A 22,022-nucleotide genomic window follows, 5' to 3' on the forward strand; every position below is an offset into this window, starting at 1 on the left:
AATGATTCCGTAGCTCAGCTGGTAGAGCATTACACTTTTAATGTAGTGGTCCTGGGTTCGAATCCCAGCGGGATCACACCAAAGACTATCAAAACGTATAAAACCCTGCAATCGCACGATTAGCAGGGTTTTTGCTTTTAGGGAATTGCCAAAAATCGCACGAATTCACAAAACTTTGGTGAGTGATTCGGTGAGTAAGGCAAAACGGTTAAAATTGACTCACCGAATTGTACATAATCATTTATTGTACAGGTTGTTATAAACTGAACATCTTGTATGTTTTAAGAAGCAAAGCTATGTTTGCATCACTGTTATTTATTGTTTTTTAACGGCGATGCAGCTCTCGAACCGAAAGTCGGTTCTCGGGTTGTTTCACTTTAATCGTTAGATTATGAAGACCAATTTTAGCCTGCTTTTCTATCTGAAAAAGCAAAAGAACTATGTAAGTGGAAATGTGCCGATCTAAATGATGATTACTGTAGAAGGAAACCGTGCGGAGATGGCCACCAATCGGAACTGCGATCCCAAACGATGGAACGCCAAGGGCGGCCGAGCCATCGGCTCAAAAGAAGAGATCAAGGTGTTGAATACCCATCTTGACCACTTGCAGAATGCAGTTTATTATGCCCATCAACGTGTTTTCGATATGGGGTTACCGATTACAGCAGATGCAATTAAATCCAGTTACCTTGGTACGCTCACCAATTCGCATACCCTATTAGAAGCGATTGCCGACCATAACCTAAAAATGGAGCAGCTTGTGGGTAAAGATTATGTGCGTGGCACATTGAACCGTTATAAAGTTTTGGAAAGGCACCTTAAGGTTTTTATCCCTTTGAAATATGGTCTAGCCGATATGGACATTAGAACTATCGACCAAGCATTTCTGAACGGATTTGACCATTATCTAAGGTGTGATAAGAACTGCGCGAACAACTATGTGGTAAAAAACATCAAAAACCTCGGAAAAATCCTTCGCATCTGTATGGAGAATGAATGGATAGATAAATCGCCGTTTACCGCTTATAAAGGCAAAACAAAGAATGTTGACCGCTTTTATCTGAACAAGGAGGAATTGGCTCATATCGCAGAAAAAGAGTTTTTATCGGAGAGATTGAAACAGGTAAGAGACGTTTTTATTTTCTGCTGTTTTACTGGTTTGGCTTATGTCGATGTCTTCAAACTGAAACAGGAGAATATCAGAAAGGGAATTGATGGCGACCGATGGATCTTTACCAATCGGCAGAAAACCAAAACAAGGTCATCGGTTCCGCTACTGTCAACAGCTCTTGAGATTGTAGATAGATATTCCACCAACAAAGTTTGCCTCAATAAAGGCTTGCTTCTTCCAGTTCCGAGCAACCAAAAGATGAACGAATACCTGAAGGAGATTGCCGACTTGTGCGGAATTGAAAAGAAACTCACCTCACACATTGCCCGCCATACTTTTGCCACTACGGTTACCCTGTTGAATGGCGTGCCGATTGAAAGCGTTTCAAAGATGCTCGGGCATACCAACATCAGGACTACCCAGCATTACGCGAAAATTTTGGATATCAAGGTAAGCGAAGACATGGCAATGCTAAAGAAAAAGCTAGCTATGATATAGACTAATAAATTTAATAATCACAGTCAACTGACAAATATTTAAAAATATTAGGCATTAATTCCTGTTTTAGTTAGATTTGTAGGATGTTAAAGGAATTGAACAAAAGAGTAATCGTTGTCCATTGGAAAAGATTTGCCAGTACAGATATCGATGTGTTTTCAAGTCTGAAAGGATTTTGCGACAGCTACCCAACCTATAACTATCATACATTGAACAACTATCTTTCGAAAAAAAAGGTTCCATTCGAAAACGATGAAATCAAAATTGAAAGACATCCACTGATACAAAAAGTCAGAAGACCAGACCTTCCAAAGGTACTGTTCTGGGACTTTGATTTCGAAAAACTGGATTGGAGCAGGAGTTACAAAACCGTTATCGAACGGGTGCTTGATAAAGGCAATACAATGGATTGGGAAGAGATGATCAGGTTTTATGGTAAGGAAAACGTAATCCGAGCCCTCAAAGAAGACATCACTTACCTTTCTGATATGACCATGGAGGCCGTTTGTAAATATTTTCAGTTGAGCAAAGAAAAACTCAAATGTTACACAAAGAAACAGTTACACCAGGGACACTGGATCTGATCCAGACACTGATGCAAGACCATCAGCTCAACTCCTTTTACCTTGTAGGCGGTACCGCATTATCCCTGAGGATCGGCCACAGGGAATCCATAGATATCGACCTTTTCAGCTCATCGGACTTTGATGGTGATGGACTCGCCGTACACTTAAGGAACAGCTATGGCGCAGATGTAAAACGCCACAAGGGCAATTATGTAAGTGGTAGCATTGGTGAAGTTGATTTTGATTTTATCTCGCACAAGTATCCATCTATCAGGCCAATAGAAACAATCGAAGGCATAAGGATGATGTCCAATCAGGATATATCGGCAATGAAGATCAATGCAATTGTGAATAGCGGGCAACGGATAAAAGATTTTATCGATATGCATTACCTGTTAATGGAAATGCCTTTAGATGAAATATTGGATTACTACTGCCAGAAATATCCAAATGTCGACTCTAACACTGCTAAGTCGTCTCTAATGTACCATAACGATATCGACTTTAATGTTCCCGTAAAACTTATGGACACAAAGCTAAAATGGCAGGATGTGCAGAAAAGCATTTTAAAGGCAGTACGTGAATACACCAATCTATTAGAAAGCAGGGAATTGTACCGTAAGCTTCAGGCAACAAAAAATAGCCAAAAAAAAAATGACCGTGGCAGAGGGATGAGTCGTTAGATTTACACAAATAACAGGGATAGGTTATCACAATTCGTGATAACCTATCTTATTTTAAGGTACCAAATTGGCACCTTAAGATATGAAGTAGTTTAATTGGCTCAAAAGACAAAATGAGTTGCTGTTGAAGGAATGCGATTTTCCGATTTTTACTGTTTGCTATTGTTACTATTTAGATAATTCTCAAATACCTCCTCAATTATTCGGTCTATATTTGTCCTGTCTGCACCATCCCAGTACCATTGTACCTCTGACTCATTAAGGTCATCTTTTGCAAAATATAGCAAATAAAAGTCCATGTATTCTTGTTCCATATCCAGTGCTATACAGATGTCCTTGATATCTTTTAAGGTCGAAAGGTACTTGGATGGTTCGTTTATAGCAGTTGAAATAATATAATAGATATAATTTCTAATCATCAATAACTTATCCTCATAATCGAGATTTAGATCAGCAAGAACTTTATCTGTTAATCTTTGAAGTTCAAACTGATGGTAAGGTCTGGTGATTCCTGCAAGTATATATAGATTATCAGATTCGTAGCCTGCTTGGATCATTTCTAAAGCCCACTCCACCCACATTTCATCGATATCTTCGTTAAAAGCTTTTTTCATCAAGACCCTATAAGTCGAAATAACTTTATGCGGAAAATTAATCATAAGTTACGTTGCCAATAATGACAAATTCTTGTTCGTTGGTCTGCTCGTTTATGATGCTTCCATTAATACTCACTGAATAATATTGCTGTAATGGTTTAAAGGTTTCATTTTTAATGAATGGAGTTAAAATCAAAATATCGCTAGAAAACATCCCCCCTTTAATTGATTGAGTGAGCTTAACCTTGAGTTTTTCACCACCGCGGTCGGAAAGAATTTCACCGAACAGATTACCTTGGTTCCAATCACTTGGTTCGAGTACAATTATTCTTACGGTAGGTCTATTCATTTGGCTTCCTTTTGTCGAACTTCTTTTCAACTGACATGCTTATCCAGTAAATTCCCATTTGCCCCCTGTTATCCATTACGCCTTTTGGCAACTGATTTTTAGGATAGCTTGAAATTGAAGTTTCCACATCTTTTACAAATGTAGTTAATGCTTCAAGTTTATTTTCTGAAAATGGAAGTATAGTGTAATCCCAACTGGAATAAAAATACAACATCCACCTAAATTCGGTATCGATTTTTCCATTGATTAGATATTGATTTAAAATAGAATATGATTTAGATACCGTTTCCTTGTCAAGATCTTCAATCCTTGTATAACAATTTGGCTCCACGAGAGCGTACCAATTTAAAAATATTAGCCGCTTTAAGATTTCAAGCTTTGCTGCTTCATTATCAATACGAAGATAAAGTTCAAGATAAGATCTATGGATATTTCGATATTGTTCAAATATTCCTTCTGTGGAAAGTTTTTCGGTTACAAAGTCCATTGTTCCATTTTGAGATTCAGCATAGTCCCAAATTTCTAATTCTCTATCAGATAAAATGTCGATTTCTGTTTTCATAGTATAATCGCTCTTTTTAGGTATTGGGGCTCAATTATTTATTGATATCTTCAATAAAACCAAAATAGGTTATATGTTAATTAGGTATTAACTTGCTTCCACTTCGGATCAAAACCTATTTCGTGATTGAAAGATACCAATCTGTTTTCAGCCGAACTAACCTTTCTTAAAAATTGCTCAATAGGTTCATTCTCTTCCGAATAACAGAACTCGAACTAGCATTCTGGCTATGCTTACAACAGCTTAGGGATTATTTCAAGTTATAAGGCGTATATAAAAAAGGAGAGAGAGGGCAACAATAGACCCTAAAGTGAGCCAACCGTATTTCCACTTTTCCAGTTTTGAGCGCTTTTCAAATTCATCAAAATATTTAAGATACTTGTCGTTTTTAAATACAAAAAAATAGCAAACAATACCTGACAGTACACTGCAAATAACAATATGTGGCATGGCTGCATAACTTATTAAGTTAAATAGGATAAGAAGAGAGAAAAAGAAAATACCCAAAACTCCCCAGAGTATTCCTCCAGCTGCCATTATACTCAGCCCGAATTTTTTATCTCCAGAGGACCGGTCTATCTCCTTATTAATATCTATGCCCAATTTCTCATATCTTTTTTTCTGAAACGGCAACTTATGAATAAGGCGAAACGGATTTATTTTATTAGCCAGTAAATGCATTTTATAATGCGCCTTATAAAAACAAAAATGTATAATATTTAATTAAGTTTCCATAGCCTTCAAAATAGGGTTGTTCCCTATGACGAAAACAACCCTTTAAATTAATTTCTAATTATTCATGGCATTGCCACGCAGATTTTTGTTGTTATCCAACTCCGCTTGTGGGAAAGGATAGTACATTGCACGCTGCGTCCAACCTATCGCCTTAAGCGGCTCAAGCCATTTAGCATCAGCCATACCCCAGCGTAACAGGTCAAAGTAACGAAGATATTCACCGGCTAACTCAACAAAACGCTCGTGCACTATTATGCTTTTGATATTGTTTAGTGGCACGCCGTTTTTAGTAATATTTTGCGCCAATAGTCCATCAACATCAGGTATGGTGCCAGGAGAATGCTGATACCATAAACTCGGCTGTTCTGATGGCACTACGTTGTTGGCACGTGATCTAACCATGTTTATGTATTGTTTTGCGCCAGCTATATCGCTCTTTTCGTTCAAACATTCAGCATACATCAACAATACATCAGCATATCTGATTAACCTGTCGTTTATGCCATTATCAAAATCAGAAACCTGCACATCAGGGCAGTATTTACGTGTTCCGTACAGATCTTTGTTGGTGGCCAGTTTGCTCATCCAGTAGACGTAATCTGTAACTGTACCATCAATTTGCGTAAACTTAGCACCGTTATCGCACCAAAGCGTCATAAACTTGCGCGGGTCACCTGTCTCAAACTCATCATAAGTTTTTTTGTTCGGCGCAAGGTTCCACCATGCTCCACCAGTACCGTCAAACATACCTATTTCTTGCCAGCGCCATGAGCATGATAAATCGTCGCCCAACCACCCGGGGCCGTTAAACATCTGTACCTCGAAAACAGATTCAGCATTATTTTCTGTCGCTTCAGAAAAATTGTCTTTATAAGCACTTACCAATTGATATTCTTTGCTATCAATTACTTTTTTCAATTCAGCTTCAGCACCGGCAAAATTAGCAGGCTGGCCTAATTCAAGTATTGGCCTGTATAGGTATGCCTTGGCCAAATAAGCCTGAGCAGAGCCCTTTGTAGCGCGTCCTTTAAAAGCAGCGTTAGCATACAATGCACTTCTAAGGGGCAGCAAATCTGCTGCTTTAGCTAAATCGCTTGTTATCAAAGCATATATCTGGCCTTTTTGTGAATTGCTGGAATAGTAATCAGCATCAGAAGTAACCGGTTTATCAATAAGCGGGATGGTTTCGCCAAACATCATGCCCAGGTGCAGATAAAAAACACCACGTAAAAAATAAGCTTCGCCTAGCATCCTGCTTTTTCGGGCAGGGTCTATTGGTCCGGTAAACTCGCTTATTTTAGAAATAGCCAGGTTTGATGCAAATACACCGTTCCACATATCTTTCCATGTTCCTGCTAGCATGCCATCGCTGGAAGGCGTGTTATAAGTATCATAGTACATCGGCTCCCACTTAAATGTATGATTAAAGTCATCGCCCGGCGCAAGTAATTCATAGTAGAATGATCGTGCATATCCGCCTTGTACTCTTCCTATCAATGCCTCATAAGCGGGTATTATTGCACCCTCTAACTGGTCTGCTGTTTTGTAATATGTATCGGTTGATAATTCTTGCGGATTTACCAGATTTAAATCAGGCTTGCAAGAGTGCACCGCTATCAATGTAGCAATGAATAGTGTCCCTATTTTAAATATATTTTTCATAATTATTTCAGTTGCTATTAAAATGTGATCTGTGTTCCTATAAATATTTCCCTGGTGTTAGAAAATGTTAGGCCCCATGGTGTAATTGCGTCAATACCGCGGCTCAGGTTATATCTGTTATCGCCTGATCCAACTTCGGGATCAAAACCTTTGTATTTAGTAAATGTCAGCAGGTTTTTGCCACCAATAAATACCCGCAAGCGATCTATTTTTAATCTTTGCAGCGTGTTTGCAGGCAAGGTATAACCTATATTTAAGGTTTTTAAACGCAGGTAAGATCCATTTTCTATAAAACGGTCAGAAGCTCTTAAATTTTGGTTAGGATCACCCAACACAGCTCTTGGAATATTGGTTTCGGTGTTTTTAGGATAAAAGGTTGTCACTCCTGATGCCGGGTTTACGAAAGTTAAATCCGCTTCGCGGAACCTGTTAAGGGTTGAAGCAAAGTTATTATAGTAGTGATACATACCCTCACCCCAATATTTACTATTGTTATAGATCTCGTTGCCCTGAACCCCTTGCCACATCATAGACATATCAAGCGTACCGAATGAAGCAGCATAGCTAACATCAAAATTGAAACCATAGCTAAAAGATGGTATAGGGCTACCAATAAATGCCTTATCCTGATCATTCAAGGCTTTATCGCCATTAATATCCCTAAAGCGTATGTCTCCTAAACGTGCATTTGGAGCAAATGATTTATCGGCTTCTAATTGCTGGCTTGTTTTATAAAGTCCATCGGTTGTATAACCCCAAAATTCACCAATAGAATGCCCAACTGCTGTTCTTGAAACGTTTGAACCACTAGGGTTTACATTGCCCCACAAAATTTCGTTATTGTTACCAAGGCTTAATACTTTGTTTTTTACCACCGAGAAGTTAGCCGATGCTCCGTAGGTAAATTTGCCTGAGCTGTTTTTGTAACCTAATAATACATCTACACCCCGGTTTTGTATGCTGCCCGAATTTAAAACCGGAAAGTTATCTATATAACCTGTTGTATAGGAGATAGGTACATTTACCAGCATATCTTCGGTTTTCTTGTTATAATAATCAACAGTCAATGAGAGTTTATTATCAAACATAGCAAGGTCAAAACCAAAATCCGTTGAGTATTGGCTCTCCCATTTAACACTCGGGTTTGATGGAGTAAGCGGTAATGCCCCCGTTACTTTCACGCCATTTAAATAATACCATACGTGATCAAAACTTACTGTTCTCTGGTACTGGTATTGCGCGATATCAGAATTACCTAATGCACCATAACTGGCCCTTAGCTTTAAATCGCTTATAAAAGATACATCTTTCATAAAGTCTTCCTGGCTTAGTCTCCATCCGGCTGATACAGATGGGAAATTGCCATATCTGTACTTTTCGCTAAAGTTGGCTGAACCATCGCGGCGGAAGTTGAACGTTAAAAGGTACTTGCTGTCGTAACTATAATTGATACGGCCCAATATAGAGTACATTGCCGATTGACCTATTCCAGAGCCTATTACTTTAGAATTTGGAGATGTAGTTAAGCCAAGGATCAAAACGTCTGGGCTTGGCAAAGCTCTGGCGCCTGCATTCAGTGCTTTATATTTTGATTCTTCTGAGGTTACACCAGCTACAGCGCTGAAATTATGCTTACCAAATGATTTGTCATAATTTACCGTGTGCTCAATTAACCAGCGGTTATTTTGAGTAGTTGATATGTTTAACTCATCAGGATCATGGTTTTGATACTGACCAACAGAATAGGCAGAGTTATAGTTTTGCGTGCGAGTTCTGTTCAAATCAATACCGACGTTGATTTTATACCTTAATCCAGGTATAAATTCGTATGATGCCCATACGTTGCCGTTAAGGGATAGCGACTCGTTATTATTCTCGTTAAGATAAGCGTTGGCCAATGGGCTGGCACCGTCTGTGCCGTTACCTGCGCCAGCAAAACCTGTAGTGCTGTTAGGATCGTATAAGGGCAAAGTTGATGACCATCGCTGCGCATCTATTACATTTTTGTCACTCCAGTTGCGTGTAGAAAGGTTAAGACTCATGCTTTCGCCAACCTTTAACTTGCCTTTTGTAAAATCAGATAAAAATTGTAAGCCGTAGTTTTTTGAACCGTCTCTGATAAAAACTGGTTTGTCTGTGCCGTAAATGCCGTTTAAACGGAAATTGGCATTTTGCGACCCACCGCTAACAGAAAGGTTATGCCTTTGATAGTTACCTTTACGCATCACAGCATCCATCATATTATACCCCTCGCCTATTGCTGCCGGGTTTGATAAAGCCGGAAGATAATCGGTACGGGCAGGGTTCTGATTATACATTTCCTCGTTAATTAGTTCTGCCAACTGCTGCCCGTTAAGCACATCAATTTTATGGGTGAGATCCTTTAACCCTGCAAAGCCGTAATAGTCTATTTTAACCGGCCCATTTTGCCCGCGTTTAGTGGTAATTAAAATTACACCGTTAGCACCCCTTGAACCGTAAATGGCAGCTGATGCAGCATCTTTAAGTATTTGTATGCTGGCGATGTTGTTATCATCAGGAACTGCCCCGCCGATCATACCATCAACAACGTATAGCGGATCGGTACTGTTGATAGAACCCACGCCTCTTATACGAATGGTACCATTTGTAACCTGCACACCGGGTACAGTGCCTTGCAACGCAGCCTGAAAACCACCCGGAACTTTAACAAGGTCCTTGGTATTCACCGTTGATATTGCTGAAGTCAGGTCAACTTTCTTTTGCGTTCCGTAACCCACTACAACAATGTCGCCCAAATCAGTTCCTGCAGCTTTCAATTGTATTGTCATAGGCTGGGCCGTAACAGCAACCTCTTGAGCTACATATCCTAAAAATTTTACAATCAATATTGCATTATCAGGCGCCTCTAAGGTAAAGCGCCCACTTTTATCTGTTACCGTGCTGGTTTGCGTTCCTTTAACAGTAACAGTAGCGCCTGGAAGCGGCTGCCCCGTTTCATTAAGCACCGTTCCGGTAGCTTTTAGCTGCGCGTTATGGATGCCGTTATTCCAATCAGCCAATCGCGCATTTTCCCGGGCTTCTATAACGATTTCACTAAAGACATGGGATATTTTTTTTGCTGCCCTTAATTTAGGTGAAAGGATATCCGCAAATGCGGTGGCGTTAAAAAAAAAAATGTTTAGTATGGTAAATGCCATGGTTAGCGGCTGCCTAAATAGGTGATATTTAGCCCCCGCATTCCTGGAGAATATAAAAAATTTCATAATTTTTGTTCTAAGGTAAATAGTAGCAGGTCGCTATTTCAACAACTTGCTATTAATTTTAAAGTGGTCACTTTATCAAGTTGGATTCTCGCGGTTATCCGCTTTAGTCTTGTGGATAATTTACATAGGCATTTGTGTTAAAAGTGTAAAAAATTGCATTTTCTATTTAACCACTCTATTTTAACACAGATTGCCTTTGCCTAACCCTTTCAAAACGGGTACGGCTACAAACATACCCTGCCAGTTTGCCAACCGATTAATGCAGCGGATGAAAGGCCTTTAAAAAATTTTAAAAAGTCGGTTTCGAAGTAAGGCAATTAGTCACTGATTAATTCCTACTCACTCTTTCTGAACTCGGTTTATATAAATGGTTAGAGACAAAAATAGAAGTGTTTAAGAAGTCTGACTATCGCAAATTGACAATTATATAGCAATATAGTTCAAATTGCGGTGGTCTAAATTGCTTGTTATTGGTCGGTTTTTTACATAATAATTATAAATCAATTATTTGTTATTTAAAACCTCTCGGGGGGAGGAGATTAAGTTTTTGTATGAAGTTTTATACTAAAGTTTTGCATATCCCTTTCATAAATAATCTATCTAAAACGTGAAAAATCAACATCAAAATATTTGTCAAACCTTGGGTATGCGTGCTCAGTCATAGTTTTCTTACTTCTTCCATTAAACCATATTGATCGTTTACCGGCGTTCTTACCCGTTTTATTCAGGTTACTTTCGTTGCAAAACTCTTCTGAGGACATAACCCAAATCTTATCTAATCTGCTAGAATAAAAAACAAAAAAGTAGTTTTGCCTCATTTCATGAGAAATTGCAGAGAAAAGCGCGGCGTCAATAAAACAATATTAGCGATAAATAGAGACATTAAAACAGGTACAGCAATGAATGAATTAAACCTGGCCTATATGAAATGAGCCCCATAGCGAATCAAGCTCATCACATTATTTTCTTTTGAGGTTCACTTCATTATACAGACCTTTTAAATTTGAATGCTTAAATGTCAATTGTTAAACATCGCAGGCGGGTGGAAGCTGATTCCGGTAAGTAATTACATCATCAGCTTTTCAGCACCCTCTTTCTGATCCCTTTCAAATTGCACTTGAATACTTAAATCAGTGTTACCTTTTGTTTCCGAAAGTATATTATATGCAAATTCATCCTGATCATATTGCCCCATGATCAAGAAAGAGGTATTTTTAATTTTGATGATTTAAGTTTTAGTGATAAATTTTGCATCCTTGTTTGCCTGATGATTTCAAGCCACTGGATTGTTCCTTTTGCGAACATATGCCTGGTATTTTTTACATTCTTAAAATAGCTATAGTTATTTTTGACCAAAAACTTCCCTTGCTCATGTTCTATATAGGCCAGATTTTCAGGCGAGTCATAATCAGTGATCCGACTAATTGAATTTTCCTGTCCATGACCTGATGATAGCAATAAGAAAACGGAAAATATCAAGGTTACTTTTGCCATACTGATCAAATGAGGGATATCTGGAATGCATATCAGGAATCTCCAGGGCGGTACAACCAACCGGAAAGCTACGATACGATCAACATCATACCCTGCCCCTTCTCCTGCTTTCCTGATACTCCGAAGGCAATTCACTCTTATAAAACTTATCCCCGCCGGGAAGCTTCATCGGCCTTAGCCGGCCCTGCTTCACCATCCGCTTATCCGTACTCTCACTAATGCCCAAATAGTCCTTCACCTGCTGGCGGTTCATTTGCGGATCTTCCTCAAAAGCAATGTTCCCATGATATCTACTGTTATACACCAGAATCTGATGTATTTTAGACAAAAGATCCAAAAGCGCATCCATCCTATTCATGAATCCAAAAATTAAATTCAACATCAAACCCTCGCCTGCCCCCCCTGCCCTTATCCAACAGGTCGTGATCACAGCACAAAACAGTAAACCTTAACCCAAACAACCACAGCATCATACACTCAACAGCATCATACACTCAACAGCATCATACACTCAACAGCAGACAACTCAGGCAAATAAAAAACATTTCTCCACATCTGTCAAGTTGCTTCAAGGTTGTCAGAGCACGCAACCCTTCGGCATACTAAAAACTCAGAAATCCCGTAAAGCCTAACAAAACCGACCTGATAATCATCACATCATTTCGAACCAGCAGAACATTTAAATAGTGTATCCATAAAATTCATGAAATCACAGCTTTAAAAGTCCAGGGGGGTCAAACAAGACTCTCCATAGGCCTCACCAGCATCCTTATTTACATTCTTTAAAATTATCAAGCTGATCACCAGACCGCTACATTGTTGTGCCCATTACCGGAGGTATTCTGCAGGCTCTTTACAGCTGACTAACTGACTTCAATGACATACATCGATATCCCATAATCCTCCATTTATCAACATGTTGAATAATTCAATGGAAGAATATAAAAAATACATTTTTTAACATAAAAAAAACCACTTCTAGTTGTAGATTTAGTTTTATTTACACATCTTTATAAAAACTAAATTAATCTCATTATGAACGCTCCAAAACTCAGGAATACAATTTACCTGCTACTATTTTTTGCTGTAATAAGCTCGTGTTCCAAAGACAAACAATCTAAAGATGGCGATATGTCTACCCAAACTGGAGAGCAGTTATTCGAAGGAATTTATTTTGGCTACGGAAAATTTGCAAAATCGTTATCTATTCATAAGGAACTAATAGACGTCGTTGAAAAGTTCACACCGGAACAAAAAAAAATAAGTGAAAGCAACTTCAGAAAACTTGAAGAGTCAATCAAAGCAAGCAAACCTAATTATTTTAATGATTTCAAATTGAGCCTCATGACCAGAAATCACCAGGTGATTGCTATCGCAGTGAACCAGGGATTTAGTTTGATAAACGACAATATAAGGGTAATTTTCCCAAAAATGGACCGCATCATTAATTCCATTAAAGACGATATCAAAAAAGGTAAATTAACAAGTGCAAATTTCAATAGCGAGAAAAAATTAAGCCTACTGAAAAATAAACAACTTGCCGTTATTAATAAGGATTTGATTCATCAAAATATGATATCCAGTGAATCCGAGCCAGAACCGCTAAGTCTTGATGTTGATGATCCCTTAGTTGCATGTTCCTGGGCAGTTGTATGTGTATACTATGCAGCACTTGCCATACACAATACCGTTGCGATTACCGCAAATGTAGCAGTTGCACTATCTGTTTATTTAAAAGTGGGTTTCTGGGGTCCTAATATCAGCTCTTACAAAGGCGGAGGTAGTGATGTACCAGTTCCTGTAGATCCGGATTCGTTAAGAATTGATACCAATAAAATTTTTCAGCCTGTTGAACCAGGTATGGTTAATCCCGCTTTGGAATTTGAGGTCTTCATAGATAACATCGCAACAGCAGCTTAGTGTGTATAAGTACATCCTAATAACCTTGTGCTCCATTTTATGTGCTGGACTTCTTATCCTTACCGTTTTTTTCTCTTCCCTACCAAGCAACCCAATGAATCTTGCTCTTAAAAGACCAAAGGCGTTTTTAGCGTTGGTTCCAGAGGGCTGGGCTTTTTTTACACGCAGTCCCAGAGAAGCACAGATTTTGATCTATGCTTGTCAGGGAAATAAACTCACTTTACTGGAACACCGTCATTCCTCTTATAGAAATCTTCTGGGATTGAACAGAAGGGTGACAAAATTATTTGGCGAGCTCCAGTTTATAAAACGACAAATCAAAGACTATCAATATGCGGACACCAAGTTTAATTATCAGTCTGGGAAAATTCAAGGTGTACCTGGTCATGTGGTCGAAGTAAAGAACCAGATGGATTATCCCATATTGATGGGGCAATATGTTGTTGTATACCAGAAAGCAATTCCCTGGAGCTGGTACAGATCCAATGAAAATATTGATATGCCCGCTAAAATAATAAAACTCAATATCACCAAATGATTAAACGTTTAGAAAAAAAGCTTAAGTCGCTTACGGTAGACTATTTTCCCTACACCAATGTTATCGGCCTCGCTAGAACGTTAATCGCTGTGGGTACACTGCTTACCCTGATCTGCAATCCGGTATATACACTCTTTAATACAATCAAAAACGGGAAGGTAGTCAACCCACTTTTAAGCGGAGACATTCCGATTAATGATTATAATTTTTTCACCTTATTTGGTTTTGAGAATGTTATATATACGAAAGTCGCAGCTATTCTAATATTAATTTTAGTAATCTCCGGAAGATTCATCAGAATTAGCGGCATACTGCACTGGTGGGTAACCACCAGTTTTATGCTGTCTGCTTCAATCATTGACGGTGGTGACCAGATTGGAGCCATTATCACTCTTTTACTAATCCCGCATTGCCTCACTGATAGCAGGAAAAGTCACTGGACGAAAGTAGAAGCAGTTCCACGTCCATCTAATATCATAGGCATCACTTCAATTATTCTAATACGACTTCAGGTTTTTGTAATCTATTTTCATGCCGCTGTAGGAAAACTTAATGTAACTGAATGGATCAACGGAACAGCAATCTATTATTGGCTTAACCATAGCGCATTCGGTATGCCCTTATGGCTGTCACACATTACTAATCCACTCTTAAAAAATTCTTTTTTTGTTTCAGCGCTGACTTACGGTTCCATTCTTTTTGAAATCATATTGTGCATGAGTTTGCTTGCTGGGAGTAGGTTCAAAAAAAACCTATTAGTATTTGCGATCACATTTCACATCCTGATTATTTTCTATCATGGGATATTCTCTTTCTTTTTTGCCATAAGCTCAGGATTAGTCATCTATCTTTATCCTTTTTACACACCTATCAATTTCAGACATATTTATGAAAAAACGTTTAAACGTGGTGTTTTGGCTTAGTCCTTCCATTATTCTATGCTACACCATTATCTACTTATATTACTACCCTCGACTACCTGAAATCATCGTTGGCCACCGGGACCTCTCTGGCAAAATTGATGGTTATACCGAAAAAAGTTTCATCTGGGTACCAATTGTTTTCAATATAGTGATCGTCGGTGCCATTGGCTACCTGTTAAAAAGGCCTGAAATGTTAAACTATCCTGCCGATATCACAGATAAAAATAAGGAATCTGCCTATTTTAAAATGCAAATTTTTCTAGCTATAACCGCTATTATAACCTCTGCACTATTTTCCCTCGTTATTTTTGATGCAATAGGTTTTTTTAAATCAGCAAACGCATTTTATTTTATCGCCTATTTCTTTCTAACTGTTATTGCTATTCCGTTACTCATCCTTAAAGCGAGAATTTAAAGAAGCAGCTTTCATATTGTTCGATACCCCTGAAGTTTACAGAAAGTTAAATCATTGAACGACTTGATACGATTAGATTGCAAGGTTAACTTTAAATCAGTCGATTATGAAAACTAATTTCAGTCTGCCTTCTACCTGAAGAATGATATCAATTCTTTTTAAACGAAGCCAATGTATAACAAACAGAAACAATTTTAATAACATTATAATTTTTAGAAGAATCTAGTAAATCTCCCTCCTAACTATTTAAATGCGTAGCAACTTCAAATAATTTCTTTATTGAAGGTTGAGCAGAATTCGTACACCAACTGGAAACACTTTCGGCTGCTATATTTAAAGCATCTGCTAAATCTTTGTTTGTCTTCCTTTTTCAGCCAGTAAGGCTTTAAGGAGTAGTTTTCCCCGCTGTAGAATTGGCATTTCTATTTCTCGGAAAAAGGTGGTCAAGAAGCATGAATCTAATATAACACATAATTTACGCTAAAATACTTGTTAGTATAAATGTTATAGATACATTTAATAACTATTTCTAACCAAAATGAAAAAATTATTATACCTGTTTATCCTGATCAGTTTATCAGTCATTGTGCATGCGCAAAGTGGGCGGTCTGTTATGGATTTTGATCAAAACTGGACGTTTAACCTGGGCGACGTACCCGACGGCCAAAATGTTGATTTTAATGATGCCAGCTGGCGAAAATTAAATTTACCTCATGACTGGAGCATAGAAGAAGAATTTAAAAAAGAAAACCCGGCCACCGTGGAAGGCGGTGCTTTACCAGGTGGTATAGGCTGGTACCGTAAAACCTTCACCATCCCCCAAACGGATAAAGGCAAATTGATTTATATTGCTTTTGACGGTGTGTATCAAAAAAGCGAGGTGTGGATCAACGGCCATCATTTAGGTTATAGACCAAACGGTTATATAAGTTTCAGATATGAGCTTACACCGCATTTAAATTATGGCGATAAAAAAAATGTGATAACTGTAAAGGTTGATAATTCATTGCAGCCAAATTCACGCTGGTATTCCGGTTCTGGTATTTACCGCAATGTCTGGCTGATCAGCACCAACAAAATTGCCGTTAGCCATTGGGGCACTTTTGTAACCACACCAAAGGTAAGCGCCAGCCATGCCGATGTTAACCTGAGCGTTAGCGTCAAAAACGCTGCAGGTAACACTAAACTTGCCACTGTTGTTAGCAGCATTTATGCCAATGGTAAAGTGGTAGCAAGCAAAACCCTTACAGGCATTAGTTTAAAGGATACAGTTACTACTGTAAGCCAAAATTTCGGTGTGAATAACCCGGTATTATGGTCGGTTAGCAAACCATTCCTGTATAAAGTACAAACCAAAATATTGGTGGATAATGTTGTTGTTGATCAGTATGAAACACCGCTGGGTATTCGTTATTTCAATTTTGATGTGGATAAAGGCTTCAGCATAAACGGTGTTTACATGAAAATAAATGGCGTTTGCCAACACCATGACCTGGGTGCGCTGGGCACCGCATTTAATGTGCACGCGCTGGAAAGGCAGTTTAAAATACTAAAGGAAATGGGCGTAAATGCGATACGCACCTCGCACAACCCACCCGCACCCCAGTTTTTAGACCTTGCAGACCGCATGGGCTTTATAATTATGGATGAAGCATTTGATGTATGGCAGATTCATAAGAGACCTAAATATGATTCTCATCTTTTCTTTGACGAATGGCACAAGCGCGATCTGACCGATCAGATACTGCGCGACAGGAACCACCCTTCAGTAATGATCTGGAGTATCGGAAATGAAATACCCGAGCAAAGAGATACCAGCGCGACACGTATAGCCCGCGAGCTTGCCGGTATCATCCACGAATTGGATACCACAAGGCCAATCACTACAGGTAATAACGAACCCGGCCCTGGTAATAAAATTGTCGAATCGGGCGCTGTTGACCTTTTAGGCTACAATTACCATAACGATAAACTCGCAGCTTTTCAGAAGGATTACCCCGGTAAAAAATTCATTGGTACCGAAACTGCTTCAGCGCTGGAAAGCCGCGGTGTTTACAATACTTCGCCCGATACCATTAAACGGTGGCCGGGAGGTGGGGTAGTGAATGGCAAAAAGATAAACTGGACCATGAATGCCGATAATACCGTTAATGCTTATGATAATATTTCGGCACCCTGGGGTCACACCCACGAAGAAACCCTGAAAATATATAAAAAACATGCTTTTCTGTCTGGCCAGTTTGTTTGGACCGGGTTTGATTATATCGGCGAACCATGGCCTTACCAATGGCCATCCCGCAGTTCATACTTCGGTATAGTAGATCTGGCTGGCTTCCCTAAAGATGTTTACTATTTGTACCAGGCTGAATGGACAAATAAAACAGTGCTACACATCTTGCCGCACTGGAACTGGCAACCTGGCAAAGTAGTTGATGTTTGGGCCTATTACAGTAATGCTGATGAGGTTGAACTGTTCTTAAACGGCAAATCATTGGGTACAAAATCAAAACAAGGAGACAGCCTGCACATTGCATGGAAAGTAACCTATAAGCCGGGTACCTTAAAGGCCATATCACGCAAAAATGGAAAAGTTGTAAAAACCACTGAAGTTAAAACCGCTGGCCAGCCAGCCAGGATCGAATTAAGTGCCGACAGGAGCAGCATACTTTCAAACGATCATGATCTTTCTTTTATCACGGTTAAAATTGTAGATAAGAACGGTATAATGGTGCCTAATGCTGATAATGATGTCAAATTCAAATTATCAGGGGCCGATGGCTTCTTGGCAGGTGTTGATAATGGAAGCCAAACCAGCCAAGAATCGTTCAAAGCCGATCATCGTAAAGCATTCAATGGGCTGGCCTTGGCGATTATTGGTGCTAAAAACAAACCAGGCACAGTAACGATAACAGCAACTGCCAATGGCCTAACTCCCGCATCGTTGCCAATTACTATTAAATAAGCCAGTTGGTAATGCAAATACGTTCTGCTAGCTTATTGCATAAGTTTACTTTACTGTGTAGGGCAAACTCATTATTTGGGTACCTGCCACCGCCCAATCAGAACAAGGCTCAGAAAGTAACAGTGGAAAGGATATTAATCAAGAGCGTATTTTTTTTAAAAACAATATACTATTGATTCGGATACAATCCATTATCCGTATGATCTGGTAATTGGTAAATAGTGAATATTAAACCTTAATTTGCACCAAACTAAAAAAATGGATGAAAACCTTGTTTTTTATACTCTGCATCATCATCAACTTCATCCTTATTTTTAAAGTTAATAATTTACTTAAGCCAAAAACTGCAGCTATATCATATGCTATCAGCTTATTAATGGTTCCTGTGCTGATGCTGGCAGGTGTTTACCTGTTACGACTTCTTGATTTTCAAGCAGATCAACAGTTTCAGGATATTTATTTTGCAGTGATGCTTAGCCTGGTGGTCATGATGCTACAGAATCTGGTTATGATCTCCGCAGAGGTGATGACCCGAAAACTGTTTCATTTTCAGGAAACAGAAAATGCGGTGAATACCAGCCGAAATCTGATCAGGTTCGCATTAAACAATAAGTCTGGAATCAAGCTGATGTACAGAACTGTTTTTTTTGTAGGATCCATACTGATGTTCTACGGAATATGGCTAGGTAAAAAATAATCCATTTATTATTGCTGCACACAAATTTAAAATGACCAGATCATAGGTATATGGTTAATGAAGCACCCCTGCGCCACGAGCTTTGTAGAAAACTCGGCATTTCCACTATACCGCCTATATCGCCAAGTTTATTTTAAACAACGCAGAAGGGTTGTTAACAGACCAGAAACTTTAACAAGCCATGCATAATACCACTATCCTTTCGCATGGCCATTCAAGAAGAATAAGACCCAATCAATGACTAAGTAGTTCTGATTCATCAAATTCTTTTTTGAAGTAAAAGTGGCTTATAGGTCCAACGGCAGTTTCACCAACCAATGACCATCCTAAAGAATAGATGTAATCTAATACATCTGGAACAGCCGACATTGCCGTTAACTTTTTTAGCATTTCTTCAAACTTTGATCCCTTGATTGACGTCAGTGAATCTGATTTTCCGTAAATAAATTCAATCTTTAATTTATTTCCAGAAAGTCCCCCTATGCGTGTTGTAACTTCGCAGAATTTGGTAACCTTTTTCTGGCAAAAAGAATAGTGAACTGTACAGATTAGTAATGTTATGGCAATTAATAGTGATTTCATATCTTGATTACATAAAAAATAATTTATTAACAATATTGGCCATGATTGTTTTAACGATCAGTGAAAATGGAGCATCAATATTATCTACTATATTAAATGGTACTTTGAAAGCTACTCGATTATTATTTAAAGAAGTCCATATATACCACATGCTGAAGAAAATATTGATTATATTATAAGTAAAAAGTTTACGCCTAAATTTACTTAGCCGTTCCACTGCTCATATGGGATTCGGTAGCGTTAAGACTTCGCATTTCAACTAGTTTCTAGTTTGCTAATCTAATGAGTAGATATTTATTCAATATTAATATAAGGTTATATAATAGTTATAGACTTTTAACGAAATCTGCTTAACTTGAAAAAACCAGAAGTCATTGATCCCATCTCACCAAAATTAAGGGAGCAATAACCTACGGACTTACAACTGATTTCTCCAAAGCTAAAATTGGTAGAACGGGGTCAATAAATTGGTTTATCCACTCTAGTATTGAAATCACAAAAAACTCTAGTAGACACCTTTCAATGATTATCATCCAATTCATCAACTAAATCAATTATGTGTTTTAAATCGGATACAAAAGTGTTCGAGAAAATGTCAGTGAGGTTCACACCAAAGACTATCAAAACGTATAAAACCCTGCAATCGCACGATTAGCAGGGTTTTTGCTTTTAGGGAATTGCCAAATTTAGAAAATAGCAGATATAGAATCTAAGATTGCTAAGAAAGAAAAGGAAATTTTTGATTACCAAACCAAAATTGAGAAAGAACAAAGCAACCTCGGTAAAAAAAGAAATGCTGAAGCTGAAAAATCATTGAAGATCAGGATAGAAGCTTAAGAAATATAAATTCGACGTTATAACAACTCTCCTGGGTATTGAAAGATTCCCTCATTAAAGAATTGGAGGAAAGTGAATCTCCTGCAGAATTTATAAAGAGTCAGATTGAAATGGAGCCTGACTTTGATTTTAAGTCATAGTTGAAATTCAACGAATCAGATTTTTACATTGATGGAGACGCCATAGAACAATTGGCCATTTATAATTATTCAGGTTTTCACGAATCTAAAGTGTTAGTGTTTAGATGCTTGAAGCAAGGGCATGCATCATCAAATGGACAGCTAGATGAATTGGATATACCAAATTCAACAACACCCTAATGATCTCTTTTTTAGAGAGACTCGACCAGCTTCAGGCAGCTCCACAGACGCAAACACATAGCAATCCATCAGATTTGGCATGAATAAACTGGATCGGCGAGACCAACCAAGCGACTTATTATTATGATCAGACCGACGATGAGCAGGAAATAATGCATTCGCTCACCGATGTGACAAAGAACACAATTAATGGCGAAGAATATCTTAAAATTACTTCTGCATTAATAAGCCAACTATCTGATATTGTGTAAATAGATAGAATTAGTTCTTGAATAAAGAAGAGCAAGTCATTGCATTCCTGCATGCGAATAAAGATGAAAGTCACAATATTCAAGAAATGGTGGTCATTAAGAAAAAACTGTTTTTGGAGAAATTGAAGAAGAATGGTTTGGAACTTGTATGGTTTGTCGAACTTTTTAAGCGCAACAGTATGCACAACAAAAGTATCGAGCATATTGAACATCATCAGAAGGTTAGAAAATATCTTGTGGCGTACCAAAATGGTAAATTTCAGACACTAAAGTTTTGGGATTCTTATGCCTCACATAGATAAGACTATCTAAAAGACTATGGCCATTAAACTAGAAAAAATACAGACTGGTATCGCCAGAGAATTCTATGCGGCAGACGAGCTTTGCCGCTTAGGCTACAACGTAAAGGGCATCCAGAGTTCCGCATCATTATGCTGGACAGTCTACAAAACAAAAATTACCGAGGATATTTTTTTACTTGTCAATCTTCATGTAGATTACCCTAAGCGAAACGAGAATTCTCTATCCTAAATGCTGCCGAGGTCATTTCTCTGTTTAAGGATACGAAGAAGGCAGGTGAAAAGCGGGCTTACCTGGATTATAAAATATTATTTAGGGATTAAAAATTCCAGAATCGCTGAGAGATTTTCGGAGCGCCAGAAAAAGTAATAACAAAGAACCCATATCATGATCAAAGCGACAGATATTAATTTCGTAAAAAGCGTGAAGCGGATAATGGCACCGCTTGGGCATTCTACGATCAAGGATTTGAAAATACATTCCCATTGACCTTTTCAAAAACTCAGGTAAGGGGAGCCAGGGAATTACAGCCAGTCGATATTATCCTCTTATTTCAACGGGTGGATAACCATCCTGACAAATCAATTAAGGCTCAACCTACCTGACTCATTTTGTAACACCTATATAATTAAAATTATTTCAGTCGGGAAAATGGCCGATTGGATTCCAAGATGAGCATGGGCGGGCAGATGCTTTTTTACAATGGTATCTAACCTCTAAATAATTAATGTACCAACACGCATTGGGTGAAATTAAAAATCAGTCAGAGATTTTAT

The 22,022-nt window shown here is 38.4% G+C and carries 19 protein-coding genes, 1 tRNA gene and 1 pseudogene; 12 read left to right on the forward strand and 9 right to left on the reverse strand.

The window, feature by feature from the left end; genetic code table 11:
• Positions 1 to 3 precede the first annotated feature (3 nt).
• The 4 genes from CBW18_RS10900 to CBW18_RS10915 all read left to right on the forward strand — a co-directional run bounded on the left by CBW18_RS10900 (position 4) and on the right by CBW18_RS10915 (position 2,858).
• Positions 4 to 76 (forward strand) — tRNA-Lys (locus CBW18_RS10900).
• Between the two features lie 390 nt (positions 77 to 466).
• A complete protein-coding gene (locus tag CBW18_RS10905; RefSeq protein ID WP_371566729.1) occupies positions 467 to 1,609 on the forward strand; it encodes a site-specific integrase in 1,143 nt (380 codons plus the stop codon).
• Positions 1,610 to 1,704: 95 nt separating this feature from the next.
• Positions 1,705 to 2,193 (forward strand): hypothetical protein, encoded by a 489-nt coding sequence (locus tag CBW18_RS10910; RefSeq protein ID WP_140418664.1) that lies wholly within the window; start codon positions 1,705 to 1,707, stop codon positions 2,191 to 2,193.
• A complete protein-coding gene (locus CBW18_RS10915) occupies positions 2,151 to 2,858 on the forward strand; it encodes a nucleotidyl transferase AbiEii/AbiGii toxin family protein (RefSeq protein WP_088301379.1) in 708 nt (235 codons plus the stop codon). The genes CBW18_RS10910 and CBW18_RS10915 overlap by 43 nt, the downstream gene beginning before the upstream one ends.
• A 149-nt stretch (positions 2,859 to 3,007) precedes the next feature.
• Here the strand turns inward: CBW18_RS10915 and CBW18_RS10920 are convergent, their stop codons facing one another.
• From CBW18_RS10920 to CBW18_RS10960, 7 genes are all read right to left on the reverse strand, one after another.
• Positions 3,008 to 3,472 carry a hypothetical protein gene (locus CBW18_RS10920; protein ID WP_140418665.1) on the reverse strand — a complete coding sequence of 155 codons (465 nt, stop codon included), beginning with the start codon at positions 3,470 to 3,472 and terminating at the stop codon, positions 3,008 to 3,010.
• A gap of 37 nt (positions 3,473 to 3,509) precedes the next feature.
• A complete protein-coding gene (locus tag CBW18_RS10925) occupies positions 3,510 to 3,803 on the reverse strand; it encodes a hypothetical protein (protein ID WP_088301381.1) in 294 nt (97 codons plus the stop codon).
• Positions 3,796 to 4,365 (reverse strand): hypothetical protein, encoded by a 570-nt coding sequence (locus CBW18_RS10930; RefSeq protein WP_088301382.1) that lies wholly within the window; start codon positions 4,363 to 4,365, stop codon positions 3,796 to 3,798. Before CBW18_RS10930 ends, CBW18_RS10925 begins: the two co-directional genes overlap by 8 nt.
• A gap of 255 nt (positions 4,366 to 4,620) precedes the next feature.
• Positions 4,621 to 5,046 carry a chloride channel protein gene (locus CBW18_RS10935; RefSeq protein ID WP_253249014.1) on the reverse strand — a complete coding sequence of 142 codons (426 nt, stop codon included), beginning with the start codon at positions 5,044 to 5,046 and terminating at the stop codon, positions 4,621 to 4,623.
• A 108-nt stretch (positions 5,047 to 5,154) separates the two neighbouring features.
• Positions 5,155 to 6,762, reverse strand: a complete 1,608-nt coding sequence (locus CBW18_RS10940; protein WP_088301383.1) for a RagB/SusD family nutrient uptake outer membrane protein — start codon at positions 6,760 to 6,762, stop codon at positions 5,155 to 5,157.
• Between the two features lie 17 nt (positions 6,763 to 6,779).
• Positions 6,780 to 9,941: a TonB-dependent receptor gene (locus CBW18_RS10945; RefSeq protein WP_088301553.1), complete on the reverse strand. Its 3,162-nt coding sequence runs from the start codon at positions 9,939 to 9,941 to the stop codon at positions 6,780 to 6,782.
• A gap of 1,645 nt (positions 9,942 to 11,586) precedes the next feature.
• Positions 11,587 to 11,859 (reverse strand): helix-turn-helix domain-containing protein, encoded by a 273-nt coding sequence (locus CBW18_RS10960; protein ID WP_088301386.1) that lies wholly within the window; start codon positions 11,857 to 11,859, stop codon positions 11,587 to 11,589.
• A gap of 677 nt (positions 11,860 to 12,536) precedes the next feature.
• Here CBW18_RS10960 and CBW18_RS10965 point away from each other — a divergent pair.
• The 4 genes from CBW18_RS10965 to CBW18_RS10980 are packed head-to-tail and all read left to right on the forward strand — an operon-like array spanning position 12,537 to position 15,297.
• A complete protein-coding gene (locus tag CBW18_RS10965) occupies positions 12,537 to 13,421 on the forward strand; it encodes a hypothetical protein (protein WP_088301387.1) in 885 nt (294 codons plus the stop codon).
• A 1-nt stretch (position 13,422) separates the two neighbouring features.
• Positions 13,423 to 13,959, forward strand: coding sequence for an SdpA family antimicrobial peptide system protein (locus CBW18_RS10970; protein ID WP_256387663.1), 537 nt, complete (start codon positions 13,423 to 13,425; stop codon positions 13,957 to 13,959).
• The gene (locus CBW18_RS10975) at positions 13,956 to 14,882 is read left to right on the forward strand and encodes a sporulation-delaying protein SdpB family protein (protein ID WP_088301389.1); all 927 of its coding nucleotides are present in this window, start codon (positions 13,956 to 13,958) and stop codon (positions 14,880 to 14,882) included. Before CBW18_RS10970 ends, CBW18_RS10975 begins: the two co-directional genes overlap by 4 nt.
• The gene (locus CBW18_RS10980; RefSeq protein ID WP_088301390.1) at positions 14,848 to 15,297 is read left to right on the forward strand and encodes a DUF1648 domain-containing protein; all 450 of its coding nucleotides are present in this window, start codon (positions 14,848 to 14,850) and stop codon (positions 15,295 to 15,297) included. Before CBW18_RS10975 ends, CBW18_RS10980 begins: the two co-directional genes overlap by 35 nt.
• A 238-nt stretch (positions 15,298 to 15,535) precedes the next feature.
• Here CBW18_RS10980 and CBW18_RS21850 read toward each other — a convergent pair.
• Positions 15,536 to 15,649, reverse strand: a pseudogene (locus CBW18_RS21850) (transcriptional regulator); the annotation flags it as partial.
• A gap of 186 nt (positions 15,650 to 15,835) precedes the next feature.
• Between CBW18_RS21850 and galB the strand changes: the two are divergent.
• Positions 15,836 to 18,259: a beta-galactosidase GalB gene (gene galB, locus CBW18_RS10990; RefSeq protein WP_088301391.1), complete on the forward strand. Its 2,424-nt coding sequence runs from the start codon at positions 15,836 to 15,838 to the stop codon at positions 18,257 to 18,259.
• Positions 18,260 to 18,521: 262 nt separating this feature from the next.
• Positions 18,522 to 18,956 carry a hypothetical protein gene (locus CBW18_RS10995; RefSeq protein WP_088301392.1) on the forward strand — a complete coding sequence of 145 codons (435 nt, stop codon included), beginning with the start codon at positions 18,522 to 18,524 and terminating at the stop codon, positions 18,954 to 18,956.
• 234 nt (positions 18,957 to 19,190) lie between these two features.
• Here CBW18_RS10995 and CBW18_RS11000 read toward each other — a convergent pair whose 3' ends face one another.
• Entirely contained in the window at positions 19,191 to 19,538 is a 348-nt protein-coding gene (locus tag CBW18_RS11000; protein WP_088301393.1) for a hypothetical protein, read from the reverse strand.
• Positions 19,539 to 20,963: 1,425 nt separating this feature from the next.
• On the opposite strand from CBW18_RS11000, the gene CBW18_RS11005 reads away from it, so the two are divergent.
• Entirely contained in the window at positions 20,964 to 21,248 is a 285-nt protein-coding gene (locus CBW18_RS11005) for a hypothetical protein (RefSeq protein ID WP_088301394.1), read from the forward strand.
• A gap of 16 nt (positions 21,249 to 21,264) precedes the next feature.
• A complete protein-coding gene (locus CBW18_RS21245) occupies positions 21,265 to 21,477 on the forward strand; it encodes a hypothetical protein (protein WP_140418666.1) in 213 nt (70 codons plus the stop codon).
• Positions 21,478 to 22,022 lie beyond the last annotated feature (545 nt).

Source organism: Pedobacter sp. AJM (genome assembly GCF_002197755.1).
Taxonomy (GTDB): domain Bacteria; phylum Bacteroidota; class Bacteroidia; order Sphingobacteriales; family Sphingobacteriaceae; genus Pedobacter.

Coding starts and splice junctions, on each gene's coding strand:
- CBW18_RS10905 (WP_371566729.1), top strand. CDS start 467: ATGATGATTACTGTAGAAGGAAACCGTGCGGAGATGGCCACCAATCGG.
- CBW18_RS10915 (WP_088301379.1), top strand. CDS start 2,151: ATGTTACACAAAGAAACAGTTACACCAGGGACACTGGATCTGATCCAG.
- CBW18_RS10920 (WP_140418665.1), bottom strand. CDS start 3,472: ATGAAAAAAGCTTTTAACGAAGATATCGATGAAATGTGGGTGGAGTGG.
- CBW18_RS10925 (WP_088301381.1), bottom strand. CDS start 3,803: ATGAATAGACCTACCGTAAGAATAATTGTACTCGAACCAAGTGATTGG.
- CBW18_RS10930 (WP_088301382.1), bottom strand. CDS start 4,365: ATGAAAACAGAAATCGACATTTTATCTGATAGAGAATTAGAAATTTGG.
- CBW18_RS10935 (WP_253249014.1), bottom strand. CDS start 5,046: ATGCATTTACTGGCTAATAAAATAAATCCGTTTCGCCTTATTCATAAG.
- CBW18_RS10940 (WP_088301383.1), bottom strand. CDS start 6,762: ATGAAAAATATATTTAAAATAGGGACACTATTCATTGCTACATTGATA.
- CBW18_RS10945 (WP_088301553.1), bottom strand. CDS start 9,941: ATGGCATTTACCATACTAAACATTTTTTTTTTTAACGCCACCGCATTT.
- CBW18_RS10960 (WP_088301386.1), bottom strand. CDS start 11,859: ATGAATAGGATGGATGCGCTTTTGGATCTTTTGTCTAAAATACATCAG.
- CBW18_RS10965 (WP_088301387.1), top strand. CDS start 12,537: ATGAACGCTCCAAAACTCAGGAATACAATTTACCTGCTACTATTTTTT.
- CBW18_RS10975 (WP_088301389.1), top strand. CDS start 13,956: ATGATTAAACGTTTAGAAAAAAAGCTTAAGTCGCTTACGGTAGACTAT.
- CBW18_RS10980 (WP_088301390.1), top strand. CDS start 14,848: ATGAAAAAACGTTTAAACGTGGTGTTTTGGCTTAGTCCTTCCATTATT.
- galB (WP_088301391.1), top strand. CDS start 15,836: ATGAAAAAATTATTATACCTGTTTATCCTGATCAGTTTATCAGTCATT.
- CBW18_RS10995 (WP_088301392.1), top strand. CDS start 18,522: ATGAAAACCTTGTTTTTTATACTCTGCATCATCATCAACTTCATCCTT.
- CBW18_RS11000 (WP_088301393.1), bottom strand. CDS start 19,538: ATGAAATCACTATTAATTGCCATAACATTACTAATCTGTACAGTTCAC.
- CBW18_RS21245 (WP_140418666.1), top strand. CDS start 21,265: ATGGCCATTAAACTAGAAAAAATACAGACTGGTATCGCCAGAGAATTC.